At 68.4% G+C, this 17,896-nt stretch carries 15 protein-coding genes; 3 read left to right on the top strand and 12 right to left on the bottom strand.

Annotation, left to right across the window (positions count from 1 at the left end; genetic code table 11):
• Positions 1-86: 86 nt before the first annotated feature.
• From K3A84_RS06300 to K3A84_RS06280, 5 genes are all read right to left on the bottom strand, one after another.
• Positions 87-4,277 carry a translocation/assembly module TamB domain-containing protein gene (locus K3A84_RS06300; RefSeq protein ID WP_225008477.1) on the bottom strand — a complete coding sequence of 1,397 codons (4,191 nt, stop codon included), beginning with the start codon at positions 4,275-4,277 and terminating at the stop codon, positions 87-89.
• Complete coding sequence (locus tag K3A84_RS06295) at positions 4,277-6,451, bottom strand: autotransporter assembly complex protein TamA (protein WP_225008476.1); 2,175 nt, start codon at positions 6,449-6,451, stop codon at positions 4,277-4,279. The genes K3A84_RS06300 and K3A84_RS06295 overlap by 1 nt, the downstream gene beginning before the upstream one ends.
• Before the next feature lie 43 nt (positions 6,452-6,494).
• Complete coding sequence (locus K3A84_RS06290) at positions 6,495-7,343, bottom strand: arginyltransferase (protein ID WP_225008475.1); 849 nt, start codon at positions 7,341-7,343, stop codon at positions 6,495-6,497.
• A 192-nt stretch (positions 7,344-7,535) separates the two neighbouring features.
• Positions 7,536-8,795: a threonine ammonia-lyase gene (locus K3A84_RS06285; protein ID WP_225008474.1), complete on the bottom strand. Its 1,260-nt coding sequence runs from the start codon at positions 8,793-8,795 to the stop codon at positions 7,536-7,538.
• Between the two features lie 48 nt (positions 8,796-8,843).
• Positions 8,844-9,218 carry a VanZ family protein gene (locus tag K3A84_RS06280; protein WP_225008473.1) on the bottom strand — a complete coding sequence of 125 codons (375 nt, stop codon included), beginning with the start codon at positions 9,216-9,218 and terminating at the stop codon, positions 8,844-8,846.
• 113 nt (positions 9,219-9,331) lie between these two features.
• Between K3A84_RS06280 and K3A84_RS06275 the strand changes: the two genes are divergently transcribed.
• Complete coding sequence (locus K3A84_RS06275) at positions 9,332-10,228, top strand: NAD(P)-dependent oxidoreductase (protein ID WP_225008472.1); 897 nt, start codon at positions 9,332-9,334, stop codon at positions 10,226-10,228.
• A gap of 145 nt (positions 10,229-10,373) precedes the next feature.
• A complete protein-coding gene (locus K3A84_RS06270) occupies positions 10,374-12,095 on the top strand; it encodes an amidohydrolase (protein WP_225008471.1) in 1,722 nt (573 codons plus the stop codon).
• Positions 12,096-12,324: 229 nt separating this feature from the next.
• On the opposite strand, the gene tatC is transcribed toward K3A84_RS06270, so the two are convergent.
• The 7 genes from tatC to K3A84_RS06235 form a co-directional block, all read right to left on the bottom strand.
• Positions 12,325-13,128, bottom strand: coding sequence for a twin-arginine translocase subunit TatC (gene tatC / locus K3A84_RS06265; RefSeq protein ID WP_225008470.1), 804 nt, complete (start codon positions 13,126-13,128; stop codon positions 12,325-12,327).
• Positions 13,125-13,541 (bottom strand): Sec-independent protein translocase protein TatB, encoded by a 417-nt coding sequence (tatB, locus tag K3A84_RS06260; RefSeq protein WP_225008469.1) that lies wholly within the window; start codon positions 13,539-13,541, stop codon positions 13,125-13,127. Before tatB ends, tatC begins: the two co-directional genes overlap by 4 nt.
• Positions 13,542-13,566: 25 nt before the next feature.
• Entirely contained in the window at positions 13,567-13,815 is a 249-nt protein-coding gene (locus tag K3A84_RS06255) for a Sec-independent protein translocase subunit TatA (RefSeq protein ID WP_225008468.1), read from the bottom strand.
• 56 nt (positions 13,816-13,871) lie between these two features.
• Complete coding sequence (gene scpB, locus K3A84_RS06250; RefSeq protein ID WP_225008467.1) at positions 13,872-14,477, bottom strand: SMC-Scp complex subunit ScpB; 606 nt, start codon at positions 14,475-14,477, stop codon at positions 13,872-13,874.
• Positions 14,474-15,295 carry a segregation and condensation protein A gene (locus K3A84_RS06245; RefSeq protein WP_225008466.1) on the bottom strand — a complete coding sequence of 274 codons (822 nt, stop codon included), beginning with the start codon at positions 15,293-15,295 and terminating at the stop codon, positions 14,474-14,476. Before K3A84_RS06245 ends, scpB begins: the two co-directional genes overlap by 4 nt.
• A 13-nt stretch (positions 15,296-15,308) precedes the next feature.
• Positions 15,309-16,328, bottom strand: a complete 1,020-nt coding sequence (gene nagZ / locus K3A84_RS06240; protein WP_225008465.1) for a beta-N-acetylhexosaminidase — start codon at positions 16,326-16,328, stop codon at positions 15,309-15,311.
• A gap of 69 nt (positions 16,329-16,397) precedes the next feature.
• Positions 16,398-17,048 (bottom strand): TetR/AcrR family transcriptional regulator, encoded by a 651-nt coding sequence (locus K3A84_RS06235; RefSeq protein ID WP_404823113.1) that lies wholly within the window; start codon positions 17,046-17,048, stop codon positions 16,398-16,400.
• A 75-nt stretch (positions 17,049-17,123) separates the two neighbouring features.
• On the opposite strand from K3A84_RS06235, the gene K3A84_RS06230 reads away from it, so the two are divergent.
• The gene (locus tag K3A84_RS06230; protein WP_225008464.1) at positions 17,124-17,885 is read left to right on the top strand and encodes an SDR family NAD(P)-dependent oxidoreductase; all 762 of its coding nucleotides are present in this window, start codon (positions 17,124-17,126) and stop codon (positions 17,883-17,885) included.
• The last annotated feature ends 11 nt before the right edge of the window (positions 17,886-17,896 follow it).

The following is a 17,896-nucleotide window of genomic DNA, read 5'->3' as shown; positions in this document are numbered from 1 at the left end:
AGGGGATATCAGAGATTTCTTCCCCCCTCCCGCAAGCGGGCGGCGGCGGGGCGGGAGTGGGCATCGCCCGGGCGCGACGCCCCGCCTCAATAGTCCTTGCTGGCTTTGAGGTTCACCGATTCGCGCCCGATCGTCGAGACCGTGCCCAGCAGCGCGAGCCAGCGGGTGATGCGGAATTCGATCGAGGTTGCCGAGTAGCCGCGCCCATCGGTGACCAGTTCGACGAAGAAGCGGCGGCCCAGGTACTTGCCGACCGCGATCGCCGTGCCGCGCCCCGTTGCGGCATCGGCGCCGACGATGCGCAGCCTATCGAGGCCGATGGCGCTGCGCAGCTTGTTGATCGGATCGAGCCCGCCGCCGCCGCGCAAGCTGGCGAGCGCTGCGGCAAGCTGCACCGCCTCGGGCGCGGAAATCTGCGTGATCGAGCTGCCGAACAGCAGGCGGCTGAGCAGTTCTTCCTCGGGCAGCGCAGGGGTTGAGGTGAAGGCGATGGTCGGTTTCTGCGCGGTGCCGGTGATGCCGATGCGCGCGCTGATGCCGTTGGCATCACCCTCGGCCAGAATGTCGAGCTGGGGGTCGATCGGGGTTTCGCCGGTGAAGCGGATGCGGCCGCGCGTCAGTTCGAAGCGCTTGCCCGCGAACTCGTAGCCGCCGCGCACCACTTCGGCGGTGCCGAGGATGCGCGGAGCGGCGGTATCGCCGCGCAGGCGGATGTCGGCACCCCATTCGCTGTCGAGCCCCATGCCGCGCACGTCGATGCGGTTGGCGCCCGCCGCGTCGATCAGGAAGCGCCAGGGCGCGGCACGCGCGCGCGGCGGCGCGGCGTCTGTAGGCGTGTTGATCTCGGTGGTGGCGATGACCGGCAGTTCGGCGGCGGCATTGGCCATGCCCAGCCGCCAGCGCGCCTGGTCGATGCGCACGCGCCCCGCGATGGTGCCGCCCACGCCGCTGCTGACGATGCGCAAGGGACCGGTCACGGTCGCGCCCATGTCGTCGCGGTTGATCAGCTGTGCGTTGCTGGCGGCCACGCGGATATCGAGCTTCACCCCGCCGGTCGCGATGTCGGACAGATCGACCGTGCCGCTGCCGCTGACCTTGCCGCCATTGGGCGTCGTGCCCGAAAACCGCGCGAGGCTGAGGCGGGAATCGGCAAAGCTGCCCACCGCCTCGACATTGCGCACATCCGATCCGGTCAGCGTCGACTGCACGCGCAAGGACCGCGAGGCGAGCGCGCCCGACAGCACCGGATCGTCGATCGTGCCGGAAACGTCGGCGGCGACGCCCAGCGGGCCGGTGAGATCGAACACTTCCATCGCGGCGAGCCGCCACAGCGCATCGGCAGGGCCGGAATAGCGCAATTGGCCGCGCAGACGACCGGCGCGCAGGCGTTCGAACATCGCGCCGCCGCGCGGCATTTCATCGACGCGCGCCTGCAGGCGGCCGCGGACGGCGTCGCCCTCCTTCATCACCGCGCGCGTTTCGAGCGCGGCGGCTTCGAGATGCGCGACGAGGAACAGGTCGAGCGGGCGCGAGGTGAGGACGAGGCCCGAGCGCGTCAGGTTCCGCACCTGCAGCGCAGCATGGCCCTGCGGCGCGCCGGTGCCGTCGTTGCGATAGTCGATCACGCCCGAGGCGAGCCCGCCAAGGCCGAGGTCGGCCACCACGATATCGAGCACCGACAGCGGCATCCGCGACACGGCAAGGTGCAGTTCGGTCGGCCCGCCCAGTACGTGGCCATCGGCGATGATCACGCCGCGTCCGAAGTTGAGCTGCGTGGGTTGCAGGCGCCAGCCTTCCCCTTCGCGCTCCATCACCATGCGGCGCGGCATGGCGATGGTGCGACCGGCGTAGTGGCCCGCGACGAAGGCGATCAGCTTGTCCGGCTGGAACGCGGCGGTGCCCTGCAGGTCGAAGTCGGTGCCGCGCCTGCCCGACATCGACGCCGTGACCGAGCCCGCGCCATTGACCAGTGCCGCGTTGGCCGCGAGCCGCCCGATGAACACCTTGCCCACGCCGATGCCCTGCGCCGCGATCGAGGCGTCGACGGTGGAGTTGCCGTCGGCGAACAGGCCATCGACGTCGATCCGCGCCATGCCGATCGAGATCGGGTTCTTGCCGCCGAAGCGGGCGTTCCGGGCATTGACCAGCGCGACCACGCCTTGACCACTATCGCGGGGCGCAAGGTGGACACTGCCGTCGAGCCCGCCACCGCGCAGCGCCAGATCGCCGGTGATCCCGGCCTTGCCCAGCACGAGCGCGCCGGTCACGTCCGTCTGATAGACGTGAAACTGTCGGATCTCGACCCGTGTGTCGCCGCCGGGCGGGGCGACGAGGCCCAGCGTGCCATCGAACGGGCCAAGGCGCGAATCGCCCTTCGTCTCGATCGCGAAGCCTTCGGGCGTGGGCGAGAGCGCGACGCGCACATCCTTGAGCCCGGCGGCGGGCAGCGGGCTGGCCAACACCAGCACGGCGTGGGGACCGTCCTGCTCGATCGCGGCGTCAACGGTGAAGGGGCCGTAATCGGCATGGCGGCCCTTGCCGATCAGCGTGCTGCGCCCGCCGGGCAGGACCTTGCCATCGAGCGCGAGATCGAGCTTGCGCGCGGCGATCCGCGCGTTGCGCACGGTCAGCGGGATCGCGCCGCCCATGGCGAGCCCGCCGTTGAAGCGGATGTTCCCGCCGGACAACGTCTGCAAGGTGCCGTTGTCCACGCGGGTCATCCGGCCCGCCGCATTGGCCTGCAACGTCCACGGCAGGCCCCGCGCCAGCTTGAACAGGATCTTGGCATTGGCATCGACCGCGCCGAGGTTGGGCACGGCAAAGCCGCGCGCGGTAACCGGGCCTGCCAGCGCATAGCCGCCACGCGCCACGTCGCCGCGCAAGGTCAGGCGCGCAGCAAGGCCGCGCAGGTTGATCGCGATGTTATCCGAAGACAGCGCATTGCCCGCCAGCAGCAGGTCAGCGGTGGCAGTCGCCCCGGCAAGGCGCGGGTCGAGCTGCGCGTTGCCGGTGGCGAGGCGGCGCGCGGTGATGGCGAGCGGCAGGCGCAGCGCCTTGCCGTTCCAGTGCGCGGTGCCGGCGGTGCGCAGGTCCTCGCCCGTGATGGAGCCCGAATGCAGCCGGGCGACGCGCAGCTGGTGTTCGATCGACAGATCGGTGAACTGGCCGTCGAGCGTGGCGTCGAGCCGCACGCCCGCCAGTTGCGGATCGGTCAGCAGACGTTCGGGGCGGGTCACGCCCAGCTTCACCGCCAGATCGTTGGCGCGGTTGTTGGCAAGGTCCACCCCGCCGCGCCCTGCCAGACGGAACGCCTCGCCCACCGCGAAGAGCTGTCCGTCGGCAAGGCTGCGGGTGAAGGTGCCGTCATAGACCAGCGACAGCTTCTGCCCGATGGCGGCGCGGGCGCTGCCCTTGAGCAGATCGGCGGGGAACACCTGCCCCGCGACGCGGTACTGGCCGGAATGGTTGTCGACGAGGAAGGCAGCGAGCTTGCGGCCATCCTGCGAGGCCCAGGCGATCCCGCGCCACGCGCTGAAGCCGCCCTTGCCGAACACGCGCGCATGAACATCGCGCTTAACGCCCGAAAGGCCCGCGAGCAGGCCATTCTTCGGCGCATCGTAAACCAGCCGCATCTCGAAACGGTCGCGATCGGGCGCGCTGTCGAGGTGGACCGCGAGGCGATCGTGCCCGCCCAGCCGCGAATCGAAGTCGATCCGCGCGTGGCCACCGCGAATGTCCGCCTTCGACCACAAGTCGATACGACGACGCTCGCCCATGATGCCCTTGGCGATGGTCAGGTTGTCGAAGGCCAGCCGGTCGATGCGGATGTCGAAATCGGGCAGGATTGGCTGGTTCGGATCACCCGGATTCATGCGCGGGGTGCGCAGCAGCGTGGCGCGGTGGACCAGCAGCTTGCGGATATCGAGCCCGCGCTTCATCCACGAGAAGGGCCGCCAGTCCAGCTCCGCCTCGGGAATGGTCATGAACCGCCCTTGCGGATCGCTGAGCACGACATTGCGCAGCGTCGCCTTGCCGAACAGCGAGCCTTCGATGCGGCCGATGCGGATGCGCAGGCCCGATCCCGGCGTCAGCGCGGCGATGCGATCGACCACGAAGCGATGGCCGAGCGAACTGTCGAGCACGGCAAAGCCGACGAGGAACAGGCCGATGGCAAGGATCGCAGCCAGCGCGGCGCGGCGGCTCCACGCCAGCGGGCGGCGCCAGCGCGCCGCACGCGGAGCTTCCGCAGGTGGCGGGGGCGCGGTCCCGTCCGCCATCAGAACGCCTGCCCCAGCGCGATATAGACGCCGATGCGGCTATCGCCCTTCTGGCGGTTGAGCGGGGTGCCCAGATCGACGCGGATCGGGCCGAAGTTGGTATCGTAGCGCAGGCCCAGCCCCGCGCCGACGCGCAGGTTCGACAGCGCGGGGCTGGCGCCCGTGCCGACGCTGCCCGCATCGACGAAGGGCACCACACTGACCGCGCCGCCGACAAGGCCGGTCTTGACGCGCGCTTCGAGCGAAAATTCGGCGAGCGAGCGCCCGCCAGTGGGGGTGTTGGTAGCATCACGCGGGCCGACCGCCTGATAGGCATAACCGCGCACCGAGCCACCGCCGCCCGCATAGAAGCGCCGCGATGGTGCGATGTTGGCAAGATCGGTGCCCTGGATCTTGCCCAGCCGCGCGCGCGCTGCCAGCACCACTTTGCCCGCGACCGGCAGGTAGCCCGACAGGTCCACCTGCGCCTTCACGTAGTTCGACTTCGTACCGTCCTGCACCGACAGTTCGGGCGAGAGGCGCAGCCCTGCGCGGAACCCCTTGCGCGGATCCAGCAGGCTGTCGCTGCCATCGAACTGTGCCGACAGGGGCAGCGCGGCGATGAAATAGGTGGTGCGCGGCGTGCCCTTTGCCGCCGAGGCCTGCAATTCGCTCGTCGCCACCGCTTCCAGCCCCACCGACCACACGAACGGCTTCTGGAACAGCAGCGTGGTCTGGCGTTCGAAGCTGGCGATGAACGAGGCGGTGCGCGCGTTGTAGGCGTCGGTATCGCGGGTCTGGGCGTAGAGGTCCGCCGTCAGCACCTGGTCGCGGCCCCAGAAGTTGTTGCGGCGGAAGGTCAGCCCGGCGAGCTGTTCGCGCGTGCCCACCACCCCGCGCACGCGCAGCATCCCCTCGGGCGGGAACAGGTTGCGGTGCTCCCAGCTCGCTTCGGCGCGCACCCCTTCGCCCGTGGAGTAACCGACCAGACCGGCGATGGTGCGTTGCGGAGCCTTGGTCATGGTCACGTCGACATCGACGGTGCCGGGACGTCCGGCCACGGGCGCGACGGTCTCGCGCGTCTGCACGGTGACCGACGAGACGAGCCCGGTCGCCAGCACCGCCTGGCGCAGATCGTCGAGCAGCGAGCGCTGGTAGAGATCGCCGGGTTCGAAGCGGGCGATCTCTTCGAGGTGATGGCCCGACAGGTACCTGGGCAACGCGCTGGTGACGCGCCCGAAATTGTAGGTGCCACCGCTGGTTACCGGAATGGCCAGATCGCCGGTGCGCGGTTCGTGGTCGATGGTCAGCGCGGGCTGGCCCACTTTGGCGAAGGCATGGCCGGTCTCGCCCAGCGCGGTATCGAGATGGGTGCGCTCCTCGACGATCCGGTCGCCGTTGACCGGATCGCCGGGGTTCAGCTTGAAGGCGGCGCGCAGCGCAGCGCCGTTGCTCGCCTGCGCGATATCGCCAAGGTCGATCTTCGCGAACTTGTACTGCGGCCCCGGAACGACGTCGAAGCGCACCACCGCTTTGTTGGCATCGATGCGCTGGCCGGTGGGCGCGGCGCCGCCTTCGCCCGGTCGCTCGATCCCGGCGATCGACTGGATCACTTGCGCATCGTAGTAGCCGTGGACGCGCAGCACCTGCTGGAGCAGGTCGATGTCTTCCTTGGCCCGGCGCGACAGCTGGGCAAGGTTGTCATCGTTGTCGTCGAGCGCCTTGAGGTTCGACAGCGCGGCAAAGCGCGCGACCACCGCATCGCGTTCGGGAAAGACGAGATCGGGCGGGAAGGCCAGCTCGATCTGCCCGCCGACCTTGCTGATCGAGGCGTTGGCGATCTGCGTGCGGATGCTGTTGGCGCCCTCGCCTTCGGGCAGCGCGGCATCGAGCACCTGCCCTGCCTGCTTCGCCTCCTCCTCGGCCAGCGCGATATCGGGATCGGGCGAGAGCGGCTGGAGCGCGGGCAGGTCCGCCGCATCGGGCCAGGGCAGCGTGATTTCGGGCATCGCGGCCATGGGCGCGAGCGTGTCGGGGCTTTCGAGCGTGGCGATGTCGGGCACCGGGGTGCGCGCGGCGTCGGTATCGCGGGCCCAGGCATCGGGATTGTCGAGCGCCGAATCGGGGATGAGGTCTTCGAGTTCCTGATCGGCGTTGCGCGATTGCGCCTGCGCCGCGAGGGGCGCGAGCGCCACGGCCAGCGCCGTCAGCAGGCCGACCGCGCGCGCCGCCGATGCCTCAGCCGCCGCTGACGAAGCCCGCCTGTTCCAGCCCGTCCTTTCGGACCCCGCCGGGCACGGCCATGTCGGCGCGCTGCATGGCGACGGCGCGGTCGATGGCGACGGCCTGTTCATCGGGCTGGAAGCGGCTCCAGCCGTCGCGTCCGAGCTTTTCGAGGGGGCGGAAGCGGACCTTGTATTCCATGCGGTCGGACCCTTCGACCCAATAGCCGAGGTAGACGTAGGGCAGGCCGATCCTCGCCGCGTGGAGGATGTGGTCGATGATGATGAAGGTGCCAAGCCCGGTCCGCGTCTCGTGATGAGGGTCGTAGAAACTGTAAATCATCGAAAGCCCGTCGCCCTGCTGGTCGGTCAGGCAGGCTCCCACCAGTTTGCCGGGTCGGCCATCGGCCGTCGGCTCCCTGTATTCGATCACATAACTTTTCACCGGGGTATGTTCCACCATGTCGGCGAAATCGATTTCGTCCATGGCAGCCATGCCCCCGCCGGGATGGCGCACCGACAGGTAACGCTGCAACAGCTCGAACTGTTCCGGCGTGGACCACGGCTTGCAGACGGTGGCCACCAGATCGGCGTTGCGCTTGTGGATGCGCTTCTGCGAGGCGGAGGGCTGGAACTCGCCCGCCACCACGCGCACCGAGACGCAGGCGCTGCATTCGATGCAGCTGGGACGATAGGCGACGGTCTGGCTGCGACGGAACCCGATGCGGCCCAGCGCGTCGTTCAGCTCGTCGGCGTTGTCGCCCTTCAGCTCGGTGAAGACCTTGCGCTCCTGACGGCCGGGCAGATAGGGGCACGGCCCCGGACTGGTGACGAAGAAACGCGGAAAGCGGACGGGCGCGGTCACGGCCAGACGGTATCCTTCACCCCGGCAGCCCACCCGCCGGTCTTGCTGCGGCAACAATGCCCCAGCGCGCCCAATGGTGAAAGAGGATTAACCACGATTGATCGGATTCGGGCAGTATTTGCCGCGAACACGGACACCGCGCGGGCGCGCGCGTCCCGCAGCGGGACAGGCGCGCGCCGCCGGGTTAACGGATTACCCCAGCTCGACCTGGTCGACATCGTAGCCATTGCCGCGCAGCGCGGCGACGAGGCCGTCGATCTGCTCGCGGTCGCGCGCCTCGCACTCGATCTCGGCCGTCAGCCCCTTGGCCGGCAGCGAGGTGAAGATGCGGTTGTGCCAGACTTCCAGGATGTTGACCTGGTGCTTGTTGAATTCCTCGACCACCTTGAACAGCGCGCCGGGGCGATCCTGCAGCGTCAGCCGCAACCGCGCGAGGCGACCCGAACGCGCGAGGTCGCGCAGCAGCACGTTGGCGAGCAGGCGCGTGTCGATGTTGCCGCCGGTCAGCACCAGCCCGATCTTGCGGCCGGCAAAGCGCTTCTTGTGCGTCATCAGCGCGGCAAGCCCGGCCGCGCCGGCGCCTTCGACCACGGTCTTCTCGATCTGCAGCAGCAGCGCGACGGCGCTTTCCAGCGCGGGTTCGCCCACCAGCACCACGTCATCGACGATCCTGCCCAGCACCGCCGAGGTGAACGTGCCCGGCTCCTTGACCGCGATGCCTTCGGCCAGCGTATCGCCGCCGCAGGGCATGTCGAGGTGCTTCAATTTGGCGTACATCGACGGGAACAGCGAGGCCTGCACGCCCACCAGCCCGATCGAAGGCTTCAGCGCGCGCGCGGCGACGCCCATGCCGGTCAGCAGCCCGCCGCCGCCGATCGGGATCACCAGAGTCTCGATCTCGGGCGCGTCCTCCAGCATTTCCAGCGCGACGGTGCCCTGTCCCGCCGCAACCATCGGATCGTCGAAGGGGTGCACGAAGGTCATGCCCAGCTGCTTTTCCATGCTGCGGGCATGGGCATAGGCCTCGTCAAAAGTCTCGCCTTCGAGCACGACGTTGCCGCCGACCGCCTCGGTCTGCATGACCTTCACCGTCGGCGTCGTCTTGGGCATGACGATGGTGACGGGCACGCCAAGACGCGTGCCGTGATAGCTGAGACCCTGCGCGTGGTTGCCCGCCGACGCCGCGATCACGCCACGGCTGCGCTGTTCCTCGGTCAGTTGCAGCAGGGCATTGAGCGCGCCGCGTTCCTTGTAGGCGGCGGTGAACTGCAGGTTCTCGAACTTGAGCCAGATGTCGGCCCCGGTGATCGCGCTCAACGTCTTGGAATAGAGCGTGGGCGTGCGCACCACCTGCCCCGAAATTCGCTCCGCCGCCGCGCGAACATCGGCGAGGGACAGGCCGGGCACGTCGGCGCCGGGCTGCGAAGCGGTCTTGAGGGCAAGATTATCCATCGCCCGCCCGTAGTCGAAAGCGGCGCGCAAGAAAACCCGCAGCTTGCCTCAATCCCGACGCATCGGGCGCACGAGGTTCATCACCGCCACCACCACGACGATGGCGATCGTATCGGCGATCCAGTCGCGGATGTCGCAATCGCGGTGCAGCGCCGGGATCGATTGCAGGACCTCGATCAGCGCGCCAAGGAACGACAGCCGCTCGGCGATACGCAGGCGCGGCATGCGCGGAAAGGCCAGCACCGCCAGCAGCGACAGCGTGGCAAACGCGATCATGTGCTCCACCTTGTCGCCATAGCGATCGAGCGGCACGCGCGGCGGCTTGGGCAGCACCGCCATCGTCACCGCGCCCGTGGCGGCGATCCAGAACGCGAATTGCTCTGCCAACTGGATGAAAGCGCGGATTTTCTTAGGCTTCAGCATGGGGGGCGTCGGTAGCCTGCCGCCCCCGCATCCGGCAAGGGGGGAAGCGGTTCACCGCCATAGCCGTTCCGCAAGGGGTGGCGCCGCCAAACGAAGCGGTTAAGAACGCATCCATGAGCGACAAACTGAACGTATCGATGATCGGCCTCGGCGTGATGGGCGGGGCGATGGCACGGCATCTGGGCAAGGCCGGACATCGCCTGACCATCTACAACCGCTCGCCCGCGCGGATCGAGGCGTGGCAGGCGGCCAATCCCGGACTCGTCGAGCGAATCGCCGCAACCCCTGCCGAAGCCGCCGAGGGCGCGGACGCGGTGATCACCTGCGTCGGCAATGACGACGACCTCGCCGATGTCGTGCTCAGCCCTACCGGCGCCTTCGCCAGCCTGAAGCGCGGGGCGCTGTTCATCGACCACACCACGGTTTCGGCGCGGATCGCCCGCCAGATCGCGGTGGAAGGGCGCGACAAGGAACTGCTGTGCGTCGACGCACCCGTCACCGGCGGGCAGTCGGGCGCGGAAGCAGGCACGCTGGCGATCATGTGCGGCGGCAGCGAAAAGGCGATCGAGGCGGCCCGGCCCGTGCTAGCCGCCTATGCCAAGCGCGTGGTCCACGTGGGCAAGTCGGGCGCGGGCCAGACCGCCAAGATGGCCAACCAGATGTGCATCGCGGGCGCGCTGGCGGGCCTGTCCGAAGCGATCCGCTTCGCGCAGGCCGCGCGGCTCGATCTCGACAAGGTGTTCGACGCCATTTCCGGCGGCGCGGCGCAGTCCTGGCAGATGGACAACCGCTTCCACACGATGGCCAAGGGCGAGTTCGACTTCGGCTTCGCGGTCGACTGGATGCGCAAGGACCTGGGCCTCGCCATCGAGGAAGCGCGCAACCTGGGCGCAAGCGTTCCCACCACTGCGCTGATCGACCAGTTCTATGCCGATGTGCAGGCATTGGGCGGCGGGCGCGAGGACACCAGCGCGCTGATCCGGCGACTGCCGAAAAAGGGCTCGGCGTAACCTTTCTCGTGCATTAGCGTTGAGGCAGTGCTTTGACGCTGCCCACCCCCTTCCCCTCCCGCCTGCGGGAGGGACGCGAGACCTGGTCGTCCGAAGGGCTGCCTGGTCGCAGCGGGTGGGCAGCGCCGCAAACGAAGGCCTGTTGATGACCTCCAAGATGCTCCTGCCCCTCCTCCTCGCCACCACGCTTGCCACCCCGGCCCACGCCGATGTGCTGGTGGACAACTTCAAGGGCTACACGCTCGTGCCCGATGGCTCGGTCGCGCAGATCGGTGCGATGGTGCTCGACGATGCGGGCACCATCAAGGCGGTCTATGCGCCCGGGCAGAAGCCATCGAAGAAGGGCGTGAAGTTCCACATCGACGGGCAGGGCCGCGTGCTGCTGCCGGGCCTGATCGACGCGCACGTCCACGTCATGTCCACCGGCTTTGCCGCGATGACGCTCGACCTGTCGGAAACGACCTCGCTGGCCGATGCGCTGAGCAAGATCGCCGCCTTCGCCGCCGCGCATCCCGATCGGGCGTGGATCATCGGACGCGGCTGGAACCAGGAACGCTGGAAGCTGGGCCGCTTTCCCACCGCCGCCGAACTCGATGCCGCCGTGCCCGATCGTCCGGTCTGGCTGTCGCGCGTCGATGGTCATGCGGGCTGGGCCAACAGCGCCGCGCTCAAGGCCGCAAGCGTGACCGCCGCCGCGCAGGCGGCGGCAGGCGGCAGCATCGAACGCAAGGCCGATGGCACGCCCGCGGGCGTGCTGGTCGACGCAGCGATGGCGTTGGTGGACAAGGCGGTGCCGGCCCCGTCCCCGCGCGATTACGATGCGGCGCTGCAACTGGCGCAGCACGATTTCTTCCGGCGCGGCCTTACCGCCGTCGCCGACATGGGCACCGAGATCAGGGATTGGCAGGCCTTCCGCCGCGCCGGCGACGCCAACCAGCTCTACGTCCGGATCATGTCCTATGCCTCGGGCGTGGACGCGATGACGCTGATCGCGGGCCCGGGCCCGTCGCCCTGGCTCTACGCCGATCGGCTGCGCATGGGCGGGGTCAAGCTCTACATGGACGGCGCGCTGGGATCGCGCGGGGCGTGGCTCAAAGCGCCCTATGCCGACAAGCCCGATACGCGCGGGCTGCCGCAGTTGAGCCAGACGCAGCTCGGCAACCTGATGAGCCGCGCGGCGATGGACAACTTCCAGGTCGCGGTCCACGCCATCGGCGATCAAGGCAACGCCGTGCTGCTGGGCGCGATCGCGGACCTGACCGAAACCTACAAGGGCGACCGGCGCTGGCGGATCGAGCACGCGCAAGTGATCGATCCGAAGGACTGGCCGATCGTGACCCGCATCGCCGCAAACGGCGGGGTGGTCGCATCGATGCAGCCGGTCCACCAGACGTCGGACCGGGTCATGGCCGAAGCGCGGCTGGGGCCGGATCGCCTCGCCGGGGCCTATGCGTGGAAATCGCTGAAAGGCGCTGGCGCGACGCTGGCGTTCGGATCGGACAGCCCGGTCGAACTGCCCGATCCCTGGGCCGGAATCGCGGCGGCAATCAGCCGCGAGGACGAAAACGGGCAGCCTGCCGGCGGCTGGCAACCCCAGGAAAAGGTCGACCGCGCCACCGCGCTGGCGGGCTATACCAGCAAGGCCGCTTACGCCGGATTCGCCGAAAACCGCTTCGGACGGCTTGCCCCCGGCCAACGCGCCGATTTCATCCTTGTCGATACCGATCCGATGACCGCCAGCCCGGCGGACATCCGCAAGACCCGCGTGCTGGAAACGTGGGTCGGCGGCGGCAAGGTGTGGGATGCTTCCGATCCGGAGGCGAAAGGATCAACCGGGTCGGAAACCAAAACGTCCAAGGGCCGTTAGGGGCGCGACGCGGAAGGGCTGAGGGGGCGCTGCGGTTCCCCCGATGCCTGCGTTACGACGGGTTTTCAGGCGTACACCTTCCATCCCCTGTCGTATCCGGTGCGGTCCCGCCAGGGCACCTCCCCCCATCCCGTCCGATGCGGGGCCGACCGGATGAAGGCGCGAATGAATACGATGTCTCGTCTCGGGGCGGGTGGCGATGCGCCGCCTGCCCCGATCCCGTTCTGGATCAGGGAACCGGGGTGGCTGCCTGCGAGGATTCTTCGGCCGCCTTTGCCAGCGCCTCGCGCTTTTCGACGAAGCGCATGACGATCAGCGTGCCTTCGAACAGCACCACCAACGGCACCGCGAGCATGAGCTGCGACACCACGTCCGGCGGCGTGATCACGGCAGCGAGCGCGGTGATGCCGACGATCACGTAGCGGCGCGCGGCCACCAGCTGCTTGCGCTCGACGATCCCGGCGCGCTGCAACAGCATCAGCAGCACCGGCAGCAGGAAGCTCACCCCGAAGGCCAGGATGAACTGCATGACGAGGCTGAGATACTCCTCGATCCCCGGCAATGCTTCCAGCTGCAGCCCGCCCTTGTCGCCCTGGAAGCCCACGAACCATTTGAAGGCGGTCGGCATCACGACGAAGTAGGCAAGGCTCGCCCCCATGCCGAACAGCACCGGCGTGGCGATCAGGAACGGCAGAAACGCTTTCTTCTCGCGCGCATAAAGCCCCGGCGCGACGAAGGCCCAGAGCTGGTTGGCGACGACCGGGAAGCTGAACAGGAAGCCCGAGAACAGCGCCACCTTAAGGTTCACGAAGAACGCCGAATAGAGCTTGGTATAGATCAGCTTCCCGTGGCCGTCGGGGAACGCGGTCGACAGCGGATGGACGAGGATCGCGAGGATCTGGTCGACGAAATAGTACGACACCGCCGAGGCGATCGCGAGCGCGTAAACGCAGCGCAGCAGGCGCGCGCGCAGTTCGACCAGGTGGTCCATCAGCGGGGCCTGCGTCTCGTCGATGTCGCGTACCGGGATCATGGCGCCTTGGGTGCCTCCTGGGGTGCCTCAGGTGCATCCGGTGTATGGTCAGGTGTCGTTCGGGTATCGTCAGGTGCCGTCAGCCCATGCGCCGCGATTTCGGGCGCAAGGGGTTGAGGGAACGCCTGATTCTGGTCCGAAGCGGCCTCCACGGTCTGGCCGGCGGCGGCATCCGGGGTGGGATGCGCAGCCATGATCGCGGCGTTCTGCTCCTTCCACTTGCGCTCCATCTCCTCCAGCTCCGCCTCGCGGATCATGGTTTCGATGCCGGAACGGAAGTGATTGGAAACGCGCCGAATCCGCCCGATCCAGCGGCCTGCGGTGCGCAGCGCCATGGGCAGATCCTTCGGGCCGATCACGACGATCGCCACGATGACCACCAGCAGCAGCTCCGAAGGCGCTACATCGAACATGCGTCAGCCTGAAAAACGAGGGAAATCAGGCGACAGGGCCGTTGTTCTGCTGCTCGGTCGGAACCGGCTGCGGGGCGACAGGCGGCGGCACCTGCTGCTGCAACTGCGCGGGCGGCGGGCCGACGGGACGGTCGGTCTCTTCGTTCATGCCTTGCTTGAAGCTTTTGATGCCCTTGCCGAAATCGCCCATCATTTCGGAAATGCGGCCACGGCCGAACAGGATCAGGACCACCAGCGCCAGGATGATCAGGTGCGGTAGGGAAAGGCCACCCATTTCAATTCTCCTTCGGCCCCCAGATAGGACATCGCTGTCCAACTTGCCAGCAATGCTCAGGAAGATTCATCTTCCTTTTCCGAGTTCGGCCCCCTGTCTCCGTCCTCGCCCCCCGTCAATAGCGCATAGGCGTCGTCCACCGGATCGAGCAGGCCCGCCGCGCGCAATTCGTCGATTCCGGGCAGGTCGCGGCGGCTGGAAAGGCTGAAATGCGCGAGGAATTCGGGCGTCGTCGCATAGATCGTGGGGCGGCCCGGCACTTCGCGGCGGCCCGCCACGCGCACCCAGCCTGCCTCCATCAACACGTCCAGCGTGCCCTTGGCGGTCTGGACGCCACGGATCGCCTCGATTTCCGCACGGCTGACGGGTTCGTGGTAGGCGACGATGGCCAGCGCCTCGGTCGCCGCGCGCGACAGGCGGCGCACGTCCTCCTTTTCGCGGCGGAGCAGGTGGGCAAGGTCGCCCGCCGTCTGGAAGTGCCAGCGCCCGCCCCGCTCGACCAGCTCGATGCCCCGCCCCTCATAGTGCGCGGCCAACTCGGCCAGCGCCGAACGGACCATCGCGCCACCGAGATGGCGGGAAATCTCTTCTGCGGTCAGGGGCTTTTCGCTGGCGAACAGTGTCGCTTCCACCGCGCGAACGAGGTCATCGGGCGCGCTCATGCGGCGAGCGCACGCACGAGGATCGGGCCGAACGTCTCGTCCTGCAGGATCTCCGCCTTGCCCTGCTTGGCGAGTTCAAGCGCAGCGACGAAGCTGGAGGCGAGCGCCGAGCGGCGCAGCATCGGGTCTTCCCAACCCGGCTCCGCGCGCGGCGGCAGGAAGCTGCGCAAGTCCTGCCATTCGAGCGAGGTGCCAAGCAGCGCCGCCACGCGCGAAAGCGCGGATTCGAGCGTCATCACCGCGCGTTCGCGCACCATGTGGACGACCGGCGCGGTGCGCGCCTTGACCGCGCCATAGGCCTGGATCACGTCGAACAGGTCGCAGGTCCAGCGGTGGCGACGATCGACGCGCAGGCCTTCGGGCGCCGCGCGCAGGAACACGTCGCGGCCCAGCCGGTCGCGCCCCATCAGCCGCGCGCCTGCCTCGCGCATCGCGCCGAGCCGTTGCAGGCGCAGTTGCAGGCGCAGCGCGAGTTCTTCGGGCGAAGGCTGCATCTCGGGGTCGCGCGGCAGCAGCAGCAGCGACTTGAGGTAAGCGAGCCATGCCGCCATCACGAGATAGTCGGCAGCCAGTTCCAGCCGCATCGCCTCGGCACGGTCGATATAGCCGAGGTACTGGTCAACGAGATCGAGGATCGAGATCGTGCGCAGATCGACCTTCTGCCGCCGCGCGAGATCGAGCAGCAAGTCGAGCGGGCCTTCCCAGTTCTCAAGCTCCAGATAGAGCGCCGCGTCGTCGCGCGCAGGGGCGCTGGCGGGCAGGCCGTCCCACACCTCGTCGCCATCGAACAGGCTGGAGGGGGAGGCGGCCTCTTCCATCACGCGCCCCTTTTCATCCAACAAGCGCGAGCAGCTTGTCGCGCTTGTCCACCAACGCGGCTTGCGCGGCCATGTCGATCGGGCCGTCGAAGGCGGCGGTCGGCACCAGCGCGCGCTCCAGCCGCTCGGCGGTCTTGGCGCTCATCGGCGACAGCGCCTGCGCGATGCCGACCATGTCGTCCATCTTCGCCCAGCAATTCAAGGCGATGTCGCAGCCCGCAGCCTGCGCGCGGGCGGCGCGGTCGGGCACGGTGCCGCCCAACGCCTGCATGTCGAGATCGTCGGTGAGCAGCAGGCCGTCGAAGCCGATCTGCTTGCGGATGATCTCCTCGATCACGAAAGCCGAATGGGTGGCCGGGTTCTGGTCGTCCCACGCGGTGAAGCGGACGTGCGCGGTCATGGCCACGGCGGCATCCTTGAGCCTGCGGAAGGGCCGCAAGTCGCGCTCCAGTTCCTCCGCCGAAGCGGTAACGGTGGGCAGCTCCTTGTGGCTGTCGGCCTGCGCGCGGCCGTGGCCGGGCATATGCTTGACCACACCCATGACGCCTGCCCGCAGCAGGCCATCAAGCGTGGCGCGGCCCAGCGCGGCGACGCGCAAGGGTTCGCTGCCCAGCGCGCGGTCGCCGATCACGTCGTGCGCGCCGGGTTCGCGCACATCGAGCAGCGGGAGGCAATCGACGCTGATCCCGGCCTCGGCCAGATCGAGGCCCAGCGCTTCGGCATTGGCGCGCATCGCCTCGATCGCGCTGGCGGGCGCTGTATCCCACAGCCGGTCGAAGCGTTCGCCGGGAGGATAGGCGGCCCAGACCGGCGGCTTCATCCGGGCGACGCGGCCCCCTTCCTGGTCGATGCAGATGAAAGTGCGCATCCGGCCATGAAGCGCGCGCAGATCGTCGGTCAGCGCACGCAATTGCGCGCGGCTTTCGACGTTGCGGCCGAACAGGATGTAGCCCGCCGGGTCCGCATCGCGGAAGAAGGCGCGCTCGTCGTCGGTGAGGACCGGGCCGGACAGGCCGAAGATTGCCGGAAGCATGGGGGAAGATTCGGCCAGATTCCGCCGATTTGCAAGCGCGGCAGGGGATTCGGTGGGGAAAAGGACGGATCAGTCCGCGCGCGGGGCGAAACCGTTGAGGAGAACTTCGACCATGCCGTGCGCGGCCTGTTCGCGAGTCAGCGGGCCGGTGGGATCGAACCAGCGCGCGGGCCAGTTGAGCGCGCCCGCCAGCGTGAAGGCGAGCAGGCGCGGATCGGAGGCGGCGACGGAGCCGTCGGCCATGCCTTCCTCGATCAGCGCGCGCAGGGCGTCGTCGATCTCGCGCTTCTTCGCGCGGAAGCGGGCGGCGCTTGTCGGCGACAGCAGTTCCTCGCCCGTGCGGATCACGCAGCGGCCGAAGTCCTCCATGTTCACCTGGGCATAGCGTTCGAGGAAGAAGCGCAGCCGGTCGATGCCCCGCCCCGGTCGCGCGCGCGCCTCGTCCGCCGCCTGCTGCAACTGGGCGAGGCCGATCGAGACGCATTCGAGCAGCACCTGATCCTTGTTGCCAAGGTAGTGGTAGATCGTCGGCTTCGACACGCCGAGGCTGAACGCCACGTCATCGAGCGAGGTCGCATGAAAGCCGCGCTCGTTGAACATCCGCACCGCCGCGAGCAGCACCGCTTCGCGCTTTGCCAGCCTCGCGGCCTTGCGCTGCGCGGCATCGGCGAAAGGCGATGCTGGCGACGACTTGGCGTTTTGGGCAGGGGTTTCGTTCACGCCTTTCGATTGACATTTTACCCACTGGAATGCAATCTACTCGCTAGTAGATTTTTCTCGATCGGGAGTGCACGAATGCAGATCAACGGACTCGCCGCGGTTGTCACCGGCGGCGCATCGGGCCTTGGCGCCGCAACCGCCACGCGGCTGGCTTCGCTGGGCGCCAAGGTTGCGCTGTTCGACCTCAACGCCGAAGCCGGTGAAGCGCTGGCCAAGGAAATCGGCGGCAAGTTCTTCAGCGTCAACGTGACCGACGAAGCCTCGGTGCAGGCCGGCCTCGAAGCCGCCGAAGCCGCGCACGGCAAGGCGCGCATCCTCGTCAACTGCGCGGGCATCGCCCCGCCGGCGAAGGTGCTGAACCGCGACGGCAGCGCGATCGCGCTCGCCGATTTCGCCAAGATCGTGAACATCAACCTGATCGGCACCTTCAACGTGCTGTCGAAGTTCGCCTCGCGCATCTTCGACGCCGAGTTGGTGGGTGAAGAGCGCGGCGTGATCATCAACACCGCCTCGGTCGCGGCGTTCGAAGGCCAGGTCGGCCAGGCCGCCTATGCCGCCTCGAAGGCGGGCGTGCATGGCATGGCACTGCCCGTGGCGCGCGAGTTCGCCCGCTATGGCATCCGCGTGAACACCATCGCGCCGGGCATCTTCTGGACGCCGATGCTCGCTTCGCTGCCGCAGGAAGCGCAGGATTCGCTGGGCAAGCAGGTTCCCTTCCCCAGCCGCCTCGGCAAGCCCGAGGAATACGCGCAGCTGGCGCAGTCGATCATCGAGAACCCGATGATCAACGCCGAGACGATCCGCCTCGACGGCGCGATCCGCATGGGCGCGAAGTAAGGCCATCAGGC

The organism is Novosphingobium percolationis, assembly GCF_020179425.1.
GTDB lineage: Bacteria > Pseudomonadota > Alphaproteobacteria > Sphingomonadales > Sphingomonadaceae > Novosphingobium > Novosphingobium percolationis.
Note: the sequence above shows the minus strand (reverse complement) of the source record. Positions and strands in the feature narration are given on the sequence as shown.

Coding starts and splice junctions, on each gene's coding strand:
- K3A84_RS06300 (WP_225008477.1), bottom strand. CDS start 4,277: ATGGCGGACGGGACCGCGCCCCCGCCACCTGCGGAAGCTCCGCGTGCG.
- K3A84_RS06285 (WP_225008474.1), bottom strand. CDS start 8,795: ATGGATAATCTTGCCCTCAAGACCGCTTCGCAGCCCGGCGCCGACGTG.
- K3A84_RS06280 (WP_225008473.1), bottom strand. CDS start 9,218: ATGCTGAAGCCTAAGAAAATCCGCGCTTTCATCCAGTTGGCAGAGCAA.
- K3A84_RS06275 (WP_225008472.1), top strand. CDS start 9,332: ATGAGCGACAAACTGAACGTATCGATGATCGGCCTCGGCGTGATGGGC.
- K3A84_RS06270 (WP_225008471.1), top strand. CDS start 10,374: ATGACCTCCAAGATGCTCCTGCCCCTCCTCCTCGCCACCACGCTTGCC.
- tatC (WP_225008470.1), bottom strand. CDS start 13,128: ATGATCCCGGTACGCGACATCGACGAGACGCAGGCCCCGCTGATGGAC.
- tatB (WP_225008469.1), bottom strand. CDS start 13,541: ATGTTCGATGTAGCGCCTTCGGAGCTGCTGCTGGTGGTCATCGTGGCG.
- K3A84_RS06255 (WP_225008468.1), bottom strand. CDS start 13,815: ATGGGTGGCCTTTCCCTACCGCACCTGATCATCCTGGCGCTGGTGGTC.
- scpB (WP_225008467.1), bottom strand. CDS start 14,477: ATGAGCGCGCCCGATGACCTCGTTCGCGCGGTGGAAGCGACACTGTTC.
- K3A84_RS06245 (WP_225008466.1), bottom strand. CDS start 15,295: ATGGAAGAGGCCGCCTCCCCCTCCAGCCTGTTCGATGGCGACGAGGTG.
- nagZ (WP_225008465.1), bottom strand. CDS start 16,328: ATGCTTCCGGCAATCTTCGGCCTGTCCGGCCCGGTCCTCACCGACGAC.
- K3A84_RS06230 (WP_225008464.1), top strand. CDS start 17,124: ATGCAGATCAACGGACTCGCCGCGGTTGTCACCGGCGGCGCATCGGGC.